The organism is Propionispora sp. 2/2-37 (genome assembly GCF_001298735.1).
In the GTDB taxonomy this organism is placed as follows: domain Bacteria; phylum Bacillota; class Negativicutes; order Propionisporales; family Propionisporaceae; genus Propionispora.
Map to the genome: position 1 here is coordinate 13,440 of NZ_CYSP01000004.1, position 17,086 is coordinate 30,525.

Annotated in this window: 19 protein-coding genes; 4 read left to right on the top strand and 15 right to left on the bottom strand. The window is 46.5% G+C overall.

What is annotated here, in order from left to right; genetic code table 11:
* Positions 1 to 102: 102 nt before the first annotated feature.
* The 3 genes from tpx to P22_RS04915 all read right to left on the bottom strand — a co-directional run bounded on the left by tpx (position 103) and on the right by P22_RS04915 (position 2,077).
* A complete protein-coding gene (gene tpx, locus P22_RS04905; protein WP_054259114.1) occupies positions 103 to 615 on the bottom strand; it encodes a thiol peroxidase in 513 nt (170 codons plus the stop codon).
* A gap of 71 nt (positions 616 to 686) precedes the next feature.
* Positions 687 to 1,202: an ECF transporter S component gene (locus tag P22_RS04910; protein ID WP_054259115.1), complete on the bottom strand. Its 516-nt coding sequence runs from the start codon at positions 1,200 to 1,202 to the stop codon at positions 687 to 689.
* 35 nt (positions 1,203 to 1,237) lie between these two features.
* A complete protein-coding gene (locus P22_RS04915) occupies positions 1,238 to 2,077 on the bottom strand; it encodes a pyridoxamine kinase (protein ID WP_054259116.1) in 840 nt (279 codons plus the stop codon).
* A gap of 382 nt (positions 2,078 to 2,459) precedes the next feature.
* Here P22_RS04915 and P22_RS04920 point away from each other — a divergent pair, with 382 nt between their 5' ends.
* Positions 2,460 to 2,741: a hypothetical protein gene (locus P22_RS04920; RefSeq protein ID WP_054259117.1), complete on the top strand. Its 282-nt coding sequence runs from the start codon at positions 2,460 to 2,462 to the stop codon at positions 2,739 to 2,741.
* Between the two features lies 1 nt (position 2,742).
* Positions 2,743 to 3,189, top strand: a complete 447-nt coding sequence (locus tag P22_RS04925; RefSeq protein WP_054259118.1) for a hypothetical protein — start codon at positions 2,743 to 2,745, stop codon at positions 3,187 to 3,189.
* Between the two features lie 52 nt (positions 3,190 to 3,241).
* On the opposite strand, the gene P22_RS04930 is transcribed toward P22_RS04925, so the two are convergent.
* From P22_RS04930 to P22_RS04940, 3 genes are read right to left on the bottom strand one after another with little or no spacing between them, the layout of a single operon-like run.
* On the bottom strand, positions 3,242 to 4,597 hold the full coding sequence (locus P22_RS04930) for a TrpB-like pyridoxal phosphate-dependent enzyme (RefSeq protein ID WP_156318857.1): 1,356 nt from the start codon (positions 4,595 to 4,597) through the stop codon (positions 3,242 to 3,244).
* Positions 4,598 to 4,645: 48 nt separating this feature from the next.
* Positions 4,646 to 5,344 (bottom strand): LrgB family protein, encoded by a 699-nt coding sequence (locus P22_RS04935; protein ID WP_235814558.1) that lies wholly within the window; start codon positions 5,342 to 5,344, stop codon positions 4,646 to 4,648.
* Positions 5,341 to 5,712 carry a CidA/LrgA family protein gene (locus P22_RS04940; protein WP_054259119.1) on the bottom strand — a complete coding sequence of 124 codons (372 nt, stop codon included), beginning with the start codon at positions 5,710 to 5,712 and terminating at the stop codon, positions 5,341 to 5,343. The genes P22_RS04935 and P22_RS04940 overlap by 4 nt, the downstream gene beginning before the upstream one ends.
* A gap of 287 nt (positions 5,713 to 5,999) precedes the next feature.
* Between P22_RS04940 and P22_RS04945 the strand changes: the two genes are divergently transcribed.
* The gene (locus P22_RS04945) at positions 6,000 to 6,599 is read left to right on the top strand and encodes a sigma-70 family RNA polymerase sigma factor (RefSeq protein WP_054259120.1); all 600 of its coding nucleotides are present in this window, start codon (positions 6,000 to 6,002) and stop codon (positions 6,597 to 6,599) included.
* 58 nt (positions 6,600 to 6,657) lie between these two features.
* On the opposite strand, the gene P22_RS04950 is transcribed toward P22_RS04945, so the two are convergent.
* From P22_RS04950 to P22_RS04970, 5 genes are all read right to left on the bottom strand, one after another.
* Entirely contained in the window at positions 6,658 to 7,392 is a 735-nt protein-coding gene (locus P22_RS04950) for an HAD family hydrolase (RefSeq protein ID WP_054259121.1), read from the bottom strand.
* Positions 7,393 to 7,473: 81 nt separating this feature from the next.
* Positions 7,474 to 10,626 (bottom strand): efflux RND transporter permease subunit, encoded by a 3,153-nt coding sequence (locus P22_RS04955; RefSeq protein ID WP_054259122.1) that lies wholly within the window; start codon positions 10,624 to 10,626, stop codon positions 7,474 to 7,476.
* An 11-nt stretch (positions 10,627 to 10,637) separates the two neighbouring features.
* The gene (locus P22_RS04960) at positions 10,638 to 11,792 is read right to left on the bottom strand and encodes an efflux RND transporter periplasmic adaptor subunit (RefSeq protein WP_054259123.1); all 1,155 of its coding nucleotides are present in this window, start codon (positions 11,790 to 11,792) and stop codon (positions 10,638 to 10,640) included.
* A gap of 85 nt (positions 11,793 to 11,877) precedes the next feature.
* On the bottom strand, positions 11,878 to 12,513 hold the full coding sequence (locus P22_RS04965; RefSeq protein ID WP_054259124.1) for a TetR/AcrR family transcriptional regulator: 636 nt from the start codon (positions 12,511 to 12,513) through the stop codon (positions 11,878 to 11,880).
* Positions 12,514 to 12,715: 202 nt separating this feature from the next.
* Positions 12,716 to 13,345: a PAQR family membrane homeostasis protein TrhA gene (locus tag P22_RS04970; RefSeq protein ID WP_054259125.1), complete on the bottom strand. Its 630-nt coding sequence runs from the start codon at positions 13,343 to 13,345 to the stop codon at positions 12,716 to 12,718.
* A 239-nt stretch (positions 13,346 to 13,584) separates the two neighbouring features.
* Between P22_RS04970 and P22_RS04975 the strand changes: the two genes are divergently transcribed.
* A complete protein-coding gene (locus P22_RS04975; protein ID WP_054259126.1) occupies positions 13,585 to 14,508 on the top strand; it encodes an RluA family pseudouridine synthase in 924 nt (307 codons plus the stop codon).
* 55 nt (positions 14,509 to 14,563) lie between these two features.
* On the opposite strand, the gene P22_RS04980 is transcribed toward P22_RS04975, so the two are convergent.
* The 4 genes from P22_RS04980 to P22_RS04995 all read right to left on the bottom strand — a co-directional run bounded on the left by P22_RS04980 (position 14,564) and on the right by P22_RS04995 (position 17,076).
* Positions 14,564 to 15,241, bottom strand: coding sequence for a class II aldolase/adducin family protein (locus P22_RS04980; RefSeq protein ID WP_054259127.1), 678 nt, complete (start codon positions 15,239 to 15,241; stop codon positions 14,564 to 14,566).
* A gap of 16 nt (positions 15,242 to 15,257) precedes the next feature.
* Positions 15,258 to 15,812, bottom strand: coding sequence for a 6-phospho-3-hexuloisomerase (hxlB, locus tag P22_RS04985; protein ID WP_054259128.1), 555 nt, complete (start codon positions 15,810 to 15,812; stop codon positions 15,258 to 15,260).
* 33 nt (positions 15,813 to 15,845) lie between these two features.
* Positions 15,846 to 16,139, bottom strand: a complete 294-nt coding sequence (locus P22_RS04990; RefSeq protein ID WP_054259129.1) for a hypothetical protein — start codon at positions 16,137 to 16,139, stop codon at positions 15,846 to 15,848.
* A gap of 175 nt (positions 16,140 to 16,314) precedes the next feature.
* Positions 16,315 to 17,076, bottom strand: coding sequence for an SDR family NAD(P)-dependent oxidoreductase (locus P22_RS04995; RefSeq protein ID WP_054259130.1), 762 nt, complete (start codon positions 17,074 to 17,076; stop codon positions 16,315 to 16,317).
* Positions 17,077 to 17,086 lie beyond the last annotated feature (10 nt).

The following is a 17,086-nucleotide window of genomic DNA, read 5'->3' on the forward strand; positions in this document are numbered from 1 at the left end:
TCACTCCTACCAACCTACGAAAGAGCTGCGCTTAAAAACACAAAAAGATGCCCGGCTTCCTAGGCAGGGCATCTCATCTTTATAATGCGTTGCTATGCTCGTCTACAGATACTGCCTGACGGCAGTCAGTGCCTTATCGTAGTCAGGGTGTTGAGAGACCTCGGGGACATACTCGACATATCGCACGATGCCATCCCTGTCGACAACCACGATACCCCTGGTCAATAGCCGCAGTTCTTCAATAACAAAACCATATTTCAAACCAAAATCAAGTTCTTTATGATCGGAAACCGTTTTGACATTCTCAATTCCGTTGGTTGCGCAATATTTGCCCAACGCGAACGGCAGATCAACACTGAGTGACAACACCAGCACACCGTCCAAAGAGCCTGCCTCTTCATTAAAACGACGCGTTTGCAAGTCACATACCGACGTATCGACGGACGGCACCACACTGATAATGCGGACCCTCCCCTGATAATCACTAAGTTTTACTGGTTCCAGGCCAGGAGAAAGCACGGTAAAATCGGGAGCTTTCATACCAACTGCAATTTCCGGTCCTATTAAAGTAACCGCCTTACCTTTGAAGGTCACTGCATTTGAACGTTTATCCATATTATTGCCTCCCTATTCCGTTTCCTTCTTCTATGATAACATACTTTAGTCCAACTGGAAAGCGTTACTCTCTATATAACGTTACGCAGCTTTGGCGCCAGAAATAATGCCACGATCATCCCAATTCCTGACGTCAGTAAAGAACTTGGTATATTGGTTAGCGCCACGGTCAGACTGCCGATAATCTGCCACCAGGCAAATACATATCCGAAAACAGTCCAGGCTGCAGCCAGTAAACAGGCCAAAAAAACTTTCCCCGCCGAAGATTTCTGAACTCCGCTTTCCGGCCACATGCCCTTGGCGACAACTCCAATAATCAATCCGGCAATTCCCTTTATCACAAAGGACCATAAGGTATACGGCGAAAATCCCATAATCAGGTCATACAGCCCCGATCCAATCGCTCCGGCAAAACCGGCATATACTCCACCGTATAGTATGCCGGCAATATACAGGAAAGCCGTTCCCAAATGAACCATAGCCCCAACTCCCAAAGGAATTTTAACCGCTGTGGCAACTGCACACATAGCGGACAATACTCCAATAAAAGCCAAATCCCTGGTTTTTAAACCACGTGCCCCCAACATATAAATTTCCCCTCCCGATACTAATCAGCACCAGTCTAAGACCCTAACCGGCCTACTATTTTCTCCAGCAATACCCCTTCCCGTACGGGCGTACCTGCACGATAAGTAATCTCTATAGCCGAAGTGACAAACTGCTCCGCCCGGTGCATGGAGTCGGCCAGCGAGGCGCCGTTAAGCAAAGCGCCCAGCAAAACGCTGGCAAAGATATCTCCTGTTCCGGGATACCGCACCGGAATGTAATTCCCGCTGACTTCCCAATACGCATTTTCCCCGCGGTCATACCCGGCATTTACAATTCTCCCCCCTGTATGGGGTATGCCGGTTATGACTACACGGGATGGCCCCATAGCGGACAAGCGCAGCAGCCATTGCCGGATAATTTCCGGATGATATTCGCTGTCCTGATAGGGTTTTCCCAGTAAAAAACAAGCTTCTGTATAATTCGGCGTAATGACGTCCGCCCGCGACACCAAGTCCTTCATTTTATGCTGCATCACCGGCGTATAAGTCGAGTATAATTTTCCTCCGTCACCCATAACCGGATCAACCAGCACCAGGCTAGCATAACGTTTAAATTCGTCAATAAACTGTCTGACAGTATCTATCTGTTTCTCCGATGCCAAAAAACCGCTGTATAAGGCATCGAAGGTGATTTGTTCCCGTTGCCAGTGCTGAAAAAAGGCCGGCATGCGATCAGTAAAGTCATAAAATTCCAGATTGTTAAATCCCCCCAGATGGGTACTCAATACAGCGGTAGGTAACGGGCATACTTGAATTCCCATAATGGAAAGTACCGGTATAATCACGCTTAGCGAACACCGCCCATAACAGGAGATATCTTGGACAGCTGCTACTTTAGGTATAATATGACTCATCGGTTGACTCCTTCCCCTGCTGCAGGCACCATTTAGGCCGCGGCGGCAAACCATAATATGCAGATTTTATACAAATTCGTGATGGTTATCATAAATCCTGCCGATCAGCACCAGCATATCGATAAACAGTTATTGACATCCGTCCGATTATTGACTATACTATGTATTGTTAATATATACCTCTTACAAAGGGAGTAACCTTTACGATACAGTCGTCATTACGGTAGCATATACCCGGTTGTATCGGCATATTTTGTTGGTGAGACTTTGTTTATACGATATTCGTATAAACAAAGTTTTTTATTTTCAAGGAGGTGCAGCAATAGCAACAGCAGATAGCCTCTAATCAGTATAAAAAAACAAACATAGGCAGGTGCTAATTATGTCCGAAAGATTAAGTTTGCAAGAAGTTCTTCGCGAATACGGCGTTCCGTTAACCAAGCTCAACGTCACGGCTTCCCCCGAAGAATGCCTGCAGTTGCGCGAACGGCTTATGGATATCCGCAATGTCAGTCACGGCACAGCACAGGGATACCTTGAAGTTGCCTGTACTTTTTATATCGATGTCCATGACATTGACCGTTATTTAGCCGGAGAGTTACCTAATTTAGCCGAAATTTATACCTTCCCTGAAGATATTAAAACTCATACGGAGGAGAGCTAACATGAAAAAAATAATATTATGCACACTAGTATTGGTTCTTTCATTTCAATTAATCGCCTCTGCTGCCATTGGCGGCACCAAATCACGCCGTATAGCCCCATCTTCCAAACCGCCGACAACCCAGACCGCGCCTTCAAAATCAAGTGATTATAAACCTTCCGCCCCGGCAAAGAGTTATAACGAAAAAGCTCCTGAGGCGAAACAAGCCAATCCGCAGACAGCGCAATCTATGTCTCAGCAAACCAACACCGGGGGTTTTCTCCGCAACCTTGGCATGTTTGGCGGTGGTATGCTGCTGGGCGGCATGTTAAGCAGCCTGTTCGGCTTCGGCGCAGGCGGAATGTTTGCCCAAATGATCGACATGCTCATAGCCATGATGCTATTCATGGGGGTCCTAATGGCCGGACGTTATGCCTGGAATAAACTCACCAACAAACGAAAAATGTAAATCCCAGGCAGTCAAGGCCGGTATCCACTTACAGAGTGGTACCGGCCTTGATTTATATTTTCGGCAAACTCCTCAGATTGTCCTGAATTTCCTCTTCATCACAAGGTACATCTTCCATATTGCCACTGATAAAGTTATCATAAGCCGCCATGTCAAAATGCCCGTGCCCGGACAGCGAAAATAAGATGGTTTCTGCTTTCCCCGCTTCCTTTACCCGGAGTGCTTCGGCAATAGCGGCTTTAACGGCATGTGCCGATTCCGGAGCAGGGATAATTCCTTCTGTTTTGGCAAATAACAGCGCAGCTTTAAATACTTCATTCTGATTGTAAGCCTGTGCTTCAACCAGTCCGTCATGATATAACTGACTTACCAGCGGCGATTCGCCATGGTAACGCAGTCCGCCTGCGTGAATGCCCGACGGCATAAAGTTATGTCCCAGAGTATACATCTTCATCATGGGGGTCAATTGTGCCAAATCGCCAAAATCATAGGCAAAAATTCCTTTCGTTAAGGTCGGACAAGCGGTTGGCTCAACAGCAACCGACCGTACTTTTCCACCAGCAATTTTATCTTTAAGGAAAGGAAAGGCAATACCGGCAAAATTACTCCCTCCGCCGCTGCAGCCGATTACAACATCAGGATACGTATCGGCTTTTTCCAGCTGTTTTTTAGCCTCCAAGCCAATAATCGTCTGATGCAGTACGACATGATTCAAAACACTGCCCAGTGCATAATTCGTATCGGCACGACCGGCCGCATCTTCCACCGCTTCCGAAATGGCCAAGCCCAGACTTCCCAGCGCCTCAGGGTTGGCTGCCAATACCTGCTTGCCGGCTTGCGTATATTCCGACGGGCTGGCAATAACTTCAGCCCCATAAACCTGCATAAAGGAACGCCGGTATGGTTTCTGTTTATAGCTGACTTTTACCATATAAACCGTGCATTCCAAACCATACAGGCTACAGGCCAGACTCAAGGCACTGCCCCATTGCCCGGCGCCGGTTTCGGTCGCCAGACGTTTGATGCCGGCAATTTTATTGTAATAGGCTTGAGGAATGGAAGTATTGGCCTTGTGGCTGCCTGCCGGGCTTGCGCCTTCGTATTTATAATAAATTTTTGCCGGCGTATCCAGTGCTTTTTCCAGTTCATAGGCACGGATCAACGGAGTAGGGCGCCATATCCGGTATTTATGGATGACCTCATCCGGGATGTCAATCCAGCGTTCCTGACTTGCTTCCTGCTTAATCAATTCCAGCGGAAAAATTACCGCCAGATCCTTCGGCTCGATCGGCTGCTTTGTTCCCGGATGAAGCGGCGGAGCCATCTTATTCGGCATATCTGCCTGAATATTGTACCATTGCCGCGGAATTTCGTTTTCACTCAGCATAATCTTTTTATCCGTCACCATAGACTACCATCCCTCTTTCCTGTCGATTATAAAAAACGTCAGTTTTTCTTACAAAATAAACCGACGCAATAGTTCATGGCACAGCGGGATAAGCTCCGGCGCTATAAAAGCCGTTACGATGCCCATAAAAATCATTGCCAGACTGGAGACAGCCCCTTCCAAATGGCCCACTTCATGCGCCTTTGAAGTGCCAATGCCATGCGCCGATATGCCAAACATCATGCCCGATGCCACGGAATTCTGCAAAGTGGTATATCTGCGCATCATAGAAGTCAGTATGGTTCCCAGTATCCCTGTAATAACAACAAAAACAGCCGTCATGGCCGGGTTGCCGCCTAAAATTTGCGAAACACTGATCGCCAAGGGAGTAGTAATAGCGCGTAAAGCCAGGCTGTCCACCATTTGCTGCGGCATCCCCAGCACCTCGGCCATGCCCATGGAGGTAAAGATGGCCATAACGGCTCCTCCCACCACGCATAAAATAATCTCCAGCGAATACTTTTTGATAATATGGCGATGCTTGTACATCGGAATAGCCAAAGCCACCGTGGCCGGCTGCAGCATTAAACTGAGTATTTGTCCCCCGCTGTTATAATTTTCATAGGGTATATGTAACAAAGTCAGCATACCAACCAGTATTAGCGGGCAAACCAGCACGGGTGACAACAGGATATGCGAAATATTTTTATAACAAAGCTTGGTAATCTTATACACTACCAAGGTGATAACCAGCCATACCAGCATCATACCCGCTGCCGCCTTTCCCGGTAATAACCTAAAAAAACAGTCGCCAGATAAATAAAAGATAACATAGCCAGAGTACTGACGGCAATCACCGTAAATAAGCCCAGCGACTGCGGCCACAAAACATCAGAAAACTGCATAATACCGACCACCGATGGAATAAAAAACAATAATAACTCAGATATCAATAAATTGGCGCCGTTTTCAATCCAGTTGAGCGGCAGCCACTGACGCTCCAATAAAACAAACACGATCAGGATACCAATAATACTCCCCGGAATTTTAAAAGGAAGGAGCGGCGCAATTTCGTTACTGAGTAAACTAATAAAGCATAATAATAACACCTGCAATAATACTTTTATGCATTTCAAAACCAACACCTCTTGCCAACAATTTTATACTATTTTTTATTCAATGTAAAACCGCTTATAACTTTGTAAACATGAATTCAACCTCTTTATTCAGCAAATTAAACGTTATTTTTACATATAACGACCTAAAAACAGACATATTTCACTAAAATAGGACTAGTGCCCCATCTCATCATGACCATAGTCCGATTCCACATTTGGTAAAAAGGTTTTAAAATGTAAAAAGATGTTATATTTTCTGAAAGTATTAAACTTTTTGTAAAAAATAAAAAGCTAAGAGGGGTATTATGTTAAATTACTGTTTCGATAGTTCAGGGACGATTATCGACGAAGAATTTAATCGACTGGCCAAGCGTTTCAAAAATATTATTTATGCGCATGCCCATAAGTATTATTTGCCTGGTGGCGATATCGACGACCTCTACCAATGGGGACTTCTCGGCTTATATAAAGCGGTCATGCGTTACGAAGAGAATGGGAAATACAATTTTGACGTCATTGCCATCATCAACATAAAAAACATGATGAAATCGGCAATCAAAACAGCCAACCGCAATAAGCACAAAGCCGCCAACAGCGCCTGTTCTCTCTATTATACCGGTGACGAGCTCACGCAGGACAGCGGTATGAAGCTGGTAGACAGACTTGTCGTAGAAAAACGCACCGAAGACCCGCTTAATCTAATCGCCGATAAAGAGTCGGTGGAAACAATTATGCAGTTTATTGATACCCATCTGTCACAAAATGAACGTAAAATTTTCAAACTATACATAACCGGTTATAAACAGCGTCATATATCAGAAAAACTTAATTTTGATCCAAAGGTTGTAGACAATGCCATTCAGCGTGCCCGCAAAAAATTAAGCAAACATCTTCAATTTGCCTGATAATAAAAACTGCTATAAAAGGCAGCTCCAAAACAATTTGGAGCTGCCTTTTATCCTCTCAGACCGCCAGGCAATCCGTTCTTACCCATTTTAACACCTGTTCGGCAGAAAAATCATGAATACCGTTTTTGAAAAGCAGATCGGCCATTGCATAATGTGCCTGCATACTTTCGTCAAAACTTCCCGGCATGGCAATGCAATGCATAGCTGCGCTTTTTGCTGCCAGCACCCCGTACTGTGAATCCTCAATAACCAGGCACCTTTCCGGCAAAATACCGAGACGCTTCGCCGCCTCCAGGAAAACATCCGGTTCCGGCTTGCCTTTCCCTACTTCTTCGGAGGAAATGACAACATCAAAATATGGTTCCATATCGGCTGTGGACAGAATCATTTCAATAATACTCCGCGAAGAACCGGAAGCAACCGCCAGCGGATAATCATGTTTTTTCAATTCGGCTACCAGCTTTTTCATTTCCGGAAAAACCGGTGTATTTTTTTTGGCAAAATCAATATAATAGGCATTTATTCTTTCCATCATAACGGCAGCAGCTTCGTCAATGGCATAAACGGCTTTAACATGGTCCACCACCTCTTTTACCCCAATACCAACATATCTTCTATTGCATTCCAGCGTAAAATCCACCCTATGCTCGGCCAGCACTTTTCTGAGCGCTTCAAAATAATTGGGTTCGCTGTCAACCAAAGTTCCATCCAGATCGAAGATAACTGCATCAATATCCCTACCGCGCGGTGTCGAGGCATGTAACAAACTTTTTGCTCCATGATCAGGCATATCGAATCTCCCTTTCTCTTTTTGCATTTATTTAAAATACGACGATTTCCCGAACGGGAAATCGTCGTATTTGGTATTGATTTACTTGTTAAGCGAAGCCGGATGGTTGTTCCCCTGCTTCCAGCGCTTAATTCTTTCCGTAAAACGTTCTACTACCACAAAGAGGACCGGGATAAGGAAGATCCCCAGGGTAGTGGCCATAAACATGCCGCCTACCACGGCAGTTCCCATAGAATTTCTGGCCGCCGCCCCTGCTCCGGTCGCCAGTGCCAAGGGCAGGCAGCCGATGATAAAGGCCAGCGAGGTCATGAGTATGGGACGCAGACGGATTTTTGCCGCTTCAATAGCCGCTTTCACCGGTTCCATGCCGTTATCAACCCGGACTTTGGCAAACTCAACGATCAGGATTGCATTCTTGGCCGCCAGCCCAATGAGCATGACCAGGCCGATCTGCATATACACACTATTTTCCAAGTGACGGGCGTACTGGAACAGAAAAGCGCCAAAGATGCCGGTAGGCACGGATAAAAGTACGGCGAACGGTACACTCCAGCTTTCATATAAAGCTGCCAGGCACAAAAATACAAAGAGAATGGCAAAACCAAACACGACCGGTGCCCGGCTGCCGGAAATTTTTTCTTCACGGCTCTGCCCCGACCATTCATAACTGTAGCCGGTCGGTAAAGTCTGTGCCGCCACTTCTTCCAGGGCAGTAATAGCCTGCCCGGAGCTGGCACCACTGGCCGGCATACCGTTAATTTGGATGGATCGCGAACCATTGTAGCGGCTGATTAATGTGGCCGCATTCATCGGTTTCGGCTTAAGCAGGGTGTTAAGCGGCACCATCGTACCGTTTGAACTTCTTAAGAAGAAATAGCGCGTAGCATCCACCTGCGAACGGTAATCCACATCCGCCTGGAGCATAACCTTGAACGTACGGCCGAATTTATTAAAATCATTTACCTGCGCGCCGCCAAAATAGATTTGCAAGGTGGTAAATACATCATCCAGCGGAATTCCCAGTTTCTCAACTTTCTCCCGGTCGACCTCAAACTCATACCCCGGCGTATTCATCTGAAACGTGGTATACACCTGCCCGATTTCCGGGCGCTTACTGGCCGCGGCAATAAATTCCTTGGAAACACGGTCAAAATCATCCAGTGTACCGCCGCTGCGGTCCAGGAGCATCAGCGTAAACCCGCCGGCAATCCCCAGACCGGGCAGTGAAGGCGGATTTAAAGCGATAACCCTGCCTTCCGGCAAATGACCACTATTCTTAAATACCTGGCCAATTTGCGCTCCAACGGCAGTCTGCGGATTGGTACGCTCATCCCATGGTTTAAGTCCGACAAACATAGTAGCTGCATTAGACTTTAACCCGCCGCTTAACATATCATAACCAACAATCGCCATCGTATTTTCAACGCCCGCCTGCTGAGCCACGCTTGTCGTCTGTTTGTCAATAGCTTCAGCAGTGCGGTTGGCACTGGCCGCTTCCGGCAAAGTCAAAGTGCTGATAAAATAGCCCTGGTCCTCTTCCGGTACAAAGGCACCCGGAACCATTTTAAATAACGCGCCGGTTAAGATAAGCACTACTATCAGCATAGCCAGGCACACACTGGCTTTAGGTATTAATTTTCCTAAACCATGTCCGTATTTTTCAATTGTTCTTTCAAACCAGTCATTAAACCGGTCAAAAAACCTCCCTAGCATACCTTTATGCTCATCCGGATTATACGGTTTAAGCATCATGGCACATAAGGCCGGCGTAAGGGACAATGCGACAAGTGCGGACAGCCCCATGGAAACGGCAATGGTTAAAGCAAACTGTTTGTACAGTATTCCCATCGTTCCGCCAAAGAAAGCGACAGGAATAAACACGGAAGCCAAAACGAAAGCAATAGCTACAACCGGTCCGGATACCTCACTCATGGCCCGCTTGGTTGCTTCCTTAGGGCTTAAGCCGGAATAGCGCATATGATGTTCAACGGCCTCAATAACGACAATAGCATCATCCACAACAAGCCCGATAGCCAAAACCATGGCAAATAAAGTTAGCGTATTGATCGAAAACCCTAAGGCAACAAAGGCACCAAAAGTACCAATCAGCGAAACGGGTATTGCCAGCATCGGAATCAGTGTTGCCCGCCAGTTCTGCAGAAAGACGAATACCACCAGCAAGACCAGTACTAATGCTTCCGCAAACGTTTTGACAACTTCGACCATTGATTCACGAACAAATTTGGTATTGTCAACCATGACGGTGTACTCTAAATCGGGAGGAAAACGCTTGGAAGCCTCCTCCAGCACCTTACGCACGTTGCTGATGGTTTCTAGCGCATTAGCATCATTGCTAAGCTGGATGGCAAAACCCGCAGCCGTATGTCCATTTAATTTAGAACTAAAATTATAGTCTTTACTGCCCAGTTCAACTTTAGCAATATCCTTTACCCTTACAAAAGATCCATCGGCTTCAGCTCTGACAATAATATCGCCAAATTCCTCCGGAGTAGAAAGTCGGCCTTTCACCTTGGCCGTATACTGCTTTTCTTGATCTTGCGGGGCCGGCATCGCACCGATATTACCTGCCGGAGCCTGGATATTTTGCGTTTCAATCGCACTTTGCACATCAGCTATTGTAAGTCCTAATTGAGCAAGCTTATCCGGTCTCACCCAAACACGCATCCCATAGTCGGCACCAAATTCCATAACATTGCCGACACCCTTAACACGCTTAATATCATCTTCTAGATAAATAGTACCATAACTCTTCAAGAAACTTGCATCATACGTATCGTTAGGTGACCACAGCGCAAAAATAAACGCCATGTCCTGAGTGGATTTTTTAGTAGTTACACCGGACTGCCGAACCGTATCCGGAATGGAGGCATCCGCCTGCGCCACCCGGTTCTGAGTCTGAACAGTGGCAATATCGGCATCTTTCTCTGTCTCAAACTGGACATTCAAAGTATACATACCGGAATCGGTGCTGGTTGAACTCATGGATACCATGTCTTCAACCCCATTAACCTGCTCCTCAATGGTCTGGGCCACGGTCTGTTCCACTACATCGGCATTTGCCCCCTGGTACGTGGCACTTACTCTGACCGTAGGCGGCGAAATCTGCGGATACTGGGCAATAGGTAAATTAAATGCCGCAATTCCGCCGATTAATGTAATCAAAATGGACAGCACGATGGCAAATACGGGGCGCTCAATAAAAAATTTAGCCATGTCAACACCCCCTATTGTTTGTCCGAACTGTTCAGTTCATCCAATCCAATCAAAGTCACCTGCAAAGGCGTTCCCGGCTGAACCTTATTGGTTCCTTCGACAACAACCCGTTCACCGGGGTTTAAGCCTTCTTCCACAATCCACAGGTTCCCTACTTTCGGTCCCATCTTCACAGCCCGGGACTCTGCCTTATCCCCTTCGGCCACAACGGTAACCAAAGTTTTTCCCAGCAATTCCTGTACTGCCCGCTGCGGTATCAGTAAAGCTCCCTGACGGACTTCCCCCGGAGCGACCACTCTGGCAAACATTCCGGGAACCAACAGCCTGTCGGCATTGGCAAAAGAGGCTTTCAAAGTAATGGTCCCGGTATTTTGATTCATGCCACGGTCAACTTGTTCGACCTGGCCGGTTACCGGATATTCCACACCGTTGCTGAGAACCAGTTTCAAATTATTCCCCCACGAATTCGGCAAGGCCCCATTGCCTTGTGCTAACTGCAAATACTCATTTTCATTCATGCTGAATTGCACAAACACCGGGTCAATGGAAGAAATCGTAGCCATAACCGTCGAGCCGGCGGTTACAAAGCTGCCGACACTCAAATCATTCACATCCATACGCCCGTCAATAGGCGAAAGAATGAGAGTGTCCTGAATATTTTCTTCGGCCAGCTTTAGCTGCGCTTGATAAACATTTACCAAGGCGGCATTCTGTTCTTCGGCAGCCACTTGTGTATCTAAAGTTTGTTGCGCAATAGCATTCTGGGCCGCCAACGTTCTATAACGGTTGGTATCCAGCCTGGAATTGGCCAGCTGAATTTCCGCCTGAGCCAGCTGCGCCTTGGCCTCAAGCAACGAAGATTCATACTGCCTCCGGTCTAATTGAAATAACGGCTGTCCTTTTTTGACCATGGCACCGCCACTGACCATTTTAGCCACGATGGCTCCCGATACCTTAGCCTGCAATTTTACTTCATTTTTGGCCTGCACCTGTCCTACATATTCATAGGTAATCGGTGTATCCTGTTGAATGACCTGCATTGCCTTAACCTCTATAGCTTGCGCTGTTTGACTGGCCGACTGCTTGCTGCAGCCGGTTGTCACTACGGCTGTCAGGGCAAGGATAAGAGCAAAACAACCAATTTTTTTACCATATTGATTAGCCAATGATTAAACCCCCTATTTCTTAAATACCTGTCTCTCCCTATATGTAAGTATACAGATTTTCACTAATACCAGCATTCAAAACAAGTCAACTAGGTCTCGCTCCTCTCTTAGCGCCTGGGCTCATCACCCCGTTAAAATAAATTTCCAAAGCCTGTTCAACATAATATTCCTCCTGATCCTCTTTCGCGCATAACTTGGTGTTCGGTAAACACCGCGTAAAAAAAGTAAAATGAATCATACTAAAAAGCGATATCGTGGCGCAATGAATATCAAGGTCTCGACGGAACTTTCCCGATGCCATGGCAGCCCTGATACAGCCATCTAAAAACTCATGCAACCGTTCCGCCTCCACCTTGACAATGGCTTCAAAACAGTCGGTTGGGCTGAATAATTCCCGATAGAGTAAAAGGTCAATATGCGGATTTTGCTTATGTATAGCAACGGCTGTATAGACAAATAAGCGGATTTTTTCTACCGGATCCTGCGTCTTTCGGTGAATAGTTTCCAGTTCCTTTCCCATAACCATGAGCTGATGCTCAATAATATAGGAATATAATTTCTCCTTGCCGCCGAAGTAGTAAGAAATCAATGCTACATTGACACCAGCCGCCTCAGCCAGTTCTTTAACTGAAACACCAGCCAGCCCTTTTAAAGAAAATAATTTCACTGCCGCTTCGATTATCTTATTAACCGTCGGCTTATCAAGACATCCGTCCACCATGACTGTCACCCTATCAATTAAATTTGCATTTAAAATGATTATTTAAAAACTTGTATTTTATTATAATATAGAGCTGACAAATTTGTCTACTAAAATCCTCCTTGGAATCTCTCCGCAATTTTTTTCATCGGCGGCCATATAAAAAGGCGTTGCCCCTTCGCCACTATGCGAAAGCCAACGCCTCTCACAACCAAAACATGCCTTACCCTGGAACCGAAATAGGCAACACATAGGAAAAAATGCTAACAAAGTGAGCGGCACTGCCGGCCATGACAAAAAAGTGCCAGACTGCATGATTATATGGCATTCTGTTCGCCAAATAAAAAACAGCACCTACCGTGTACAAAACCCCGCCGCCAATCAGCCAGTATAAGCCCTCCGGCGGCAAAGTGATAATAAGCGGCTTGATCACCAGAACGGCGAACCACCCCATAAGGATATAACACAAAGTCGAAAATAGTTTAAAGCGTTTTACAAAAAACACTTTGAAAACAATGCCAACAATGGCCAGGCTCCAGATCACGGTAAATACGATCCAGCCCAGTGTTCCATGGAGCGGCACAAAGGCAAACGGGGTATAGGTTCCGGCAATCAGCAAATAAATAGCCGAATGATCGAAAATTTTAAAGATATGTTTTAGTTTTTCATTGGTAAAACTGTGATACAACGTAGACGCCAAATACAACAAAACCAACGAACCGCCGTAAATACTGAAGCTTACCGTATGCCAGACGCTGCCGTACATACTGGCTGCAACAGCCAGCACAACGAGTGCGGCCAAGGCCAGTACAGCCCCTACTCCATGGGTAACCGCATTTACAATTTCTTCCATTCCTATCCCCTCCAATCAGCAGTATATGTACCGTAAATTGTAAGCTGTATCCTTTATTATAAAGCAGCCACAAACGTACATGGTCATTATACCACATGTAGAATTATCCATACGCACAATTTATCTATTTTTAATTTATATTTTACGGTTTGCAATCTACTCTGAAGAGTTGTTTCCTGCGCAAAAGTATTGTATCATGGCACTTAACAGCAGATTCATTACGGGAAGGGAAGAAGCAAGTGAAAAAATTTACTTCATATAAAATTGCTCCGGAACATGCAGGATTAACTGTTGAAACCTATCTCAAACAAATTTTGAAGTACAGCGGCAGGCACCTTCAGAAATTAACCAGAAAAAAGGGAATCCGCATCCATGGGCGGCCAAGTTTCTTGCAAAAAATATTACGGCCGGGAGATATTATACAAGTCTGCCTCTTGCAAGATACCTCCTATGGCGTACAACCGGAAAAAGGTCCGGTTACCATACTGTATGAAGACACCAATATGTATGTATTAAACAAACCGCCTTACCAGCTTGTCCATCCCACCGGTTATACAACTTCCGGCACTCTTGCCAATTATTTAGCCCATTACCTTCAGGCACAGCAAATTACCGCTGTACCCCGCGCGGTTCACCGGCTCGACCGCAACACTTCCGGTTGCATATTATTTGCCAAAAATTCACAGAGCCAGTTTTTATTAGAGGAACAACTGAAAACCAAACAACTGACCAGGCGGTATTGGGCCTTGGTTCAGGGAAATGCTGCCCCTGCCTGCGGAACGATTAATGCTGCCGTTGCTATTCACCCGTCCCGGCCCAATCGCCGAATCATTTCTGTTCAAGGTGATCCTGCCGTTACGCATTACCGGACCCTGCGCCGCCTTGGCGATGCCACCCTGCTGGAACTGACTCTCGATACGGGACGCACGCACCAGATACGCCTCCACTTAGCCCATATCGGACACCCAATTATTGGCGATGCTATGTATGGTGTTGCTTCACCTTACATAGCCCGGCAGGCTCTGCACGCCGCATCGGTTACTTTCCGGCGGATAAGCGATAAAAAGCCCATCACTGTCCATGCCCCGCTACCACAGGATTTACGTACCGTCCTTGAGTACTATTCCCCTTCACACCAAAGGCTTCATCCTGCCGAAGAATAACAAAGATACCGGGTAGTACCGGTATCTGTATTGCCAAAAATATAAGACAGCCTCACTATGCCTTAGTCGTATGATTGTGAAGCTTAAATTCCGGCGGATATTGCCATTGTGCAAATTCCTCCGGTGCTATAATAGCCGGCTCTTTTCCCCCGCTTATCATCAACGCCCGGTAGTAAATCTCAGCGATTTCTTCCACATAATGGGCTTTTAGCAATGCGTCCTTGGCATTTTCAGCAACAGTAATGACACCGTGGCTCTCCAGCAAAGCCGCGTCCGCTTTTTTAATAGGTCCGGTAATACTTTCAGCTAAAGCGCTGGTACCGGGCCGCCCGTACGGGGCAACCGGGATGATTCCTTCTGCCCCGCCTAAAGCTGCCCCTTCGTAAACAATGGCAGGAATCTCTTTGTTTACTACGGCAAATGCAGTGGCAAAACGGGAATGTGTATGCAATCCGGCCATCACCTCAGGCCGGATTGCATAGGCTTTTAGGTGTAACAGCAGTTCACTGGTCGGCTTGCGCCCGGGAATGGCTTCCAGCACATTGGCTTTCCCGTCTACAACGCAAATATCATAATACGTCAATTCTTCTCTGCCGACACCGGCAGGTGTCACCACTACATATCCTGTTTTTTCATCCCGGATACTGAAATTTCCGGACTTATGGCGGCAGAGCCCTGATGCTTCCGCCTGCCGGGCAATCGCGACCACTTCTTTTTTCAGTTCTTCCAGCATGCTATAACTCCTTTCGTTATTCCAGATTGGCATGACGGCCAAACATGGCATCTGCCTGGATTTTTCTTAGCTCCATCAGTTTTAAAATGACTGTGTCTGTCAGCAATAACAAGGTTTGCTCAAAAAGAGAGCCCATCGGCTGCAGGGAAGTGCGATTGCCGCCATTATTTTCTTTAATGGAAGCAGGAATCTCAATGACCACATCCGCCATACGCCCGATGGTTGACTGCGGGACAATGGTAATCACAGCGAGTTTAGCCTGTATGGCCTTGCATTTATTGGCCATAGAAACCAAACTTCCCGTTTCTCCCGATCCGGATGCCAGCAGCAGCAAATCTTGTCGTCCCAGCGCGGGAGTTACCGTTTCGCCGACGACGGATACAGTAAACCCCATATGCATCAGCCGCATAGCAAATGCTCTGGCCATAAGTCCCGACCGGCCGGCACCGGCAAGAAAAATACGGTTTGCCTGAAGGATGGCTTCTGTCAAAACCTCTGTTGGCTTTTGCGCCACCCGTTCCAGAGTTTGCTCCAGTTCTCTAAGAATTTCCCGGAAATATTCCACAGACATACGCACCTCTCCCATGAACATATCACCACCGGCTTATTCGTGATAATATTTTTGTATCTCATCATACACTTTGGCAGGTCCCATAAACGCATAGACCAATGGCATACCGTCGATAACCGGGCGGGCAGTATCCAGCGTTTTTGTGCTTAAACGTAATATAATATCCGGATTATGAGATTCTTCCAGTTGCTTTAAATCCGTTGTAAACATATTCGCCGTAACCGCTTCAATATGGTTCATTCCTCTTTTTTTACATTCGGCCAGCATATCCTTGGTAATTTTTGCGGCTTTTGAATCACTCGTTCCACTAAAAACAAGGATTTTCATAAGTTAATCCCTACCTTTATCACGTTTTATATTAGCGTCCCCAATATCACACGCTGCCGGAGTAGTTATCCCGATAATGTGCCGCAACGCTCGCATATCCTCAATAATATGATCCGGTTTTTCAGCCATAACCTTATTTAGTGCTCTTCAGGCAATCCGTATCCGACCTATTGATTTAACTCTCCAAATGTCTTAGTGATCTGCCACCGTCAATCACCAGTGTTTGTCCTGTCATCATGGCGGCATCCGTAGTTAAAAGATAGAATACCGCACCGGCAATATCTTCCGGCCGGGCGATTTTTCTTAAAGGAATTTCCCTGATGGTTTTTTCCAGTCTTTCCGGTGTAAAAAACATTTTTACCATGTCCGTTTCCGTGGGGCCCGGCGCAACCGCGTTCACCCTGATATGATCCGGTCCAAACTCCCAGGCGAGCGCCCTGGTCATATTTACTACAGCGGCCTTGGATGCACTGTAGGGAATGGTTCCCCCGCGCGGGGCAAAGATGGCTGACGTGGAAATGTTAACAATGTTGCCGCCGCCGTGGTTCTTCATCCAGTTAATCGCTTCTATGCAGCAATAACCGCTTCCTTTAAAATTCACGTCAACTGCAAGATCCCAGTCTTGCTGGCTAAGTGCTAAAGCCGAGTCACGTGATATCCCCAAGCCGGCACAATTAACGAGTATATCCAAACCGCCAAAATCATTAATCACCTGTTGGAACATAGTTTTCACTTCGCTCCACGCCGCAACATTGGCCTGGTATACCTTAGCCCTTTCCTCACTTTCATCCAGCGAAAAAGCCAATTTCCCGGCGTCATCCGTACTATTGGCGCAATTAATCGCCACGCTGGCCCCTTCTTTATATAACCGTTCTACAATGGCTTTACCAATACCGCGCGACCCGCCGGTCACCAGGGCTACCTTGCTTTTCAGCATCAGGTTCTCC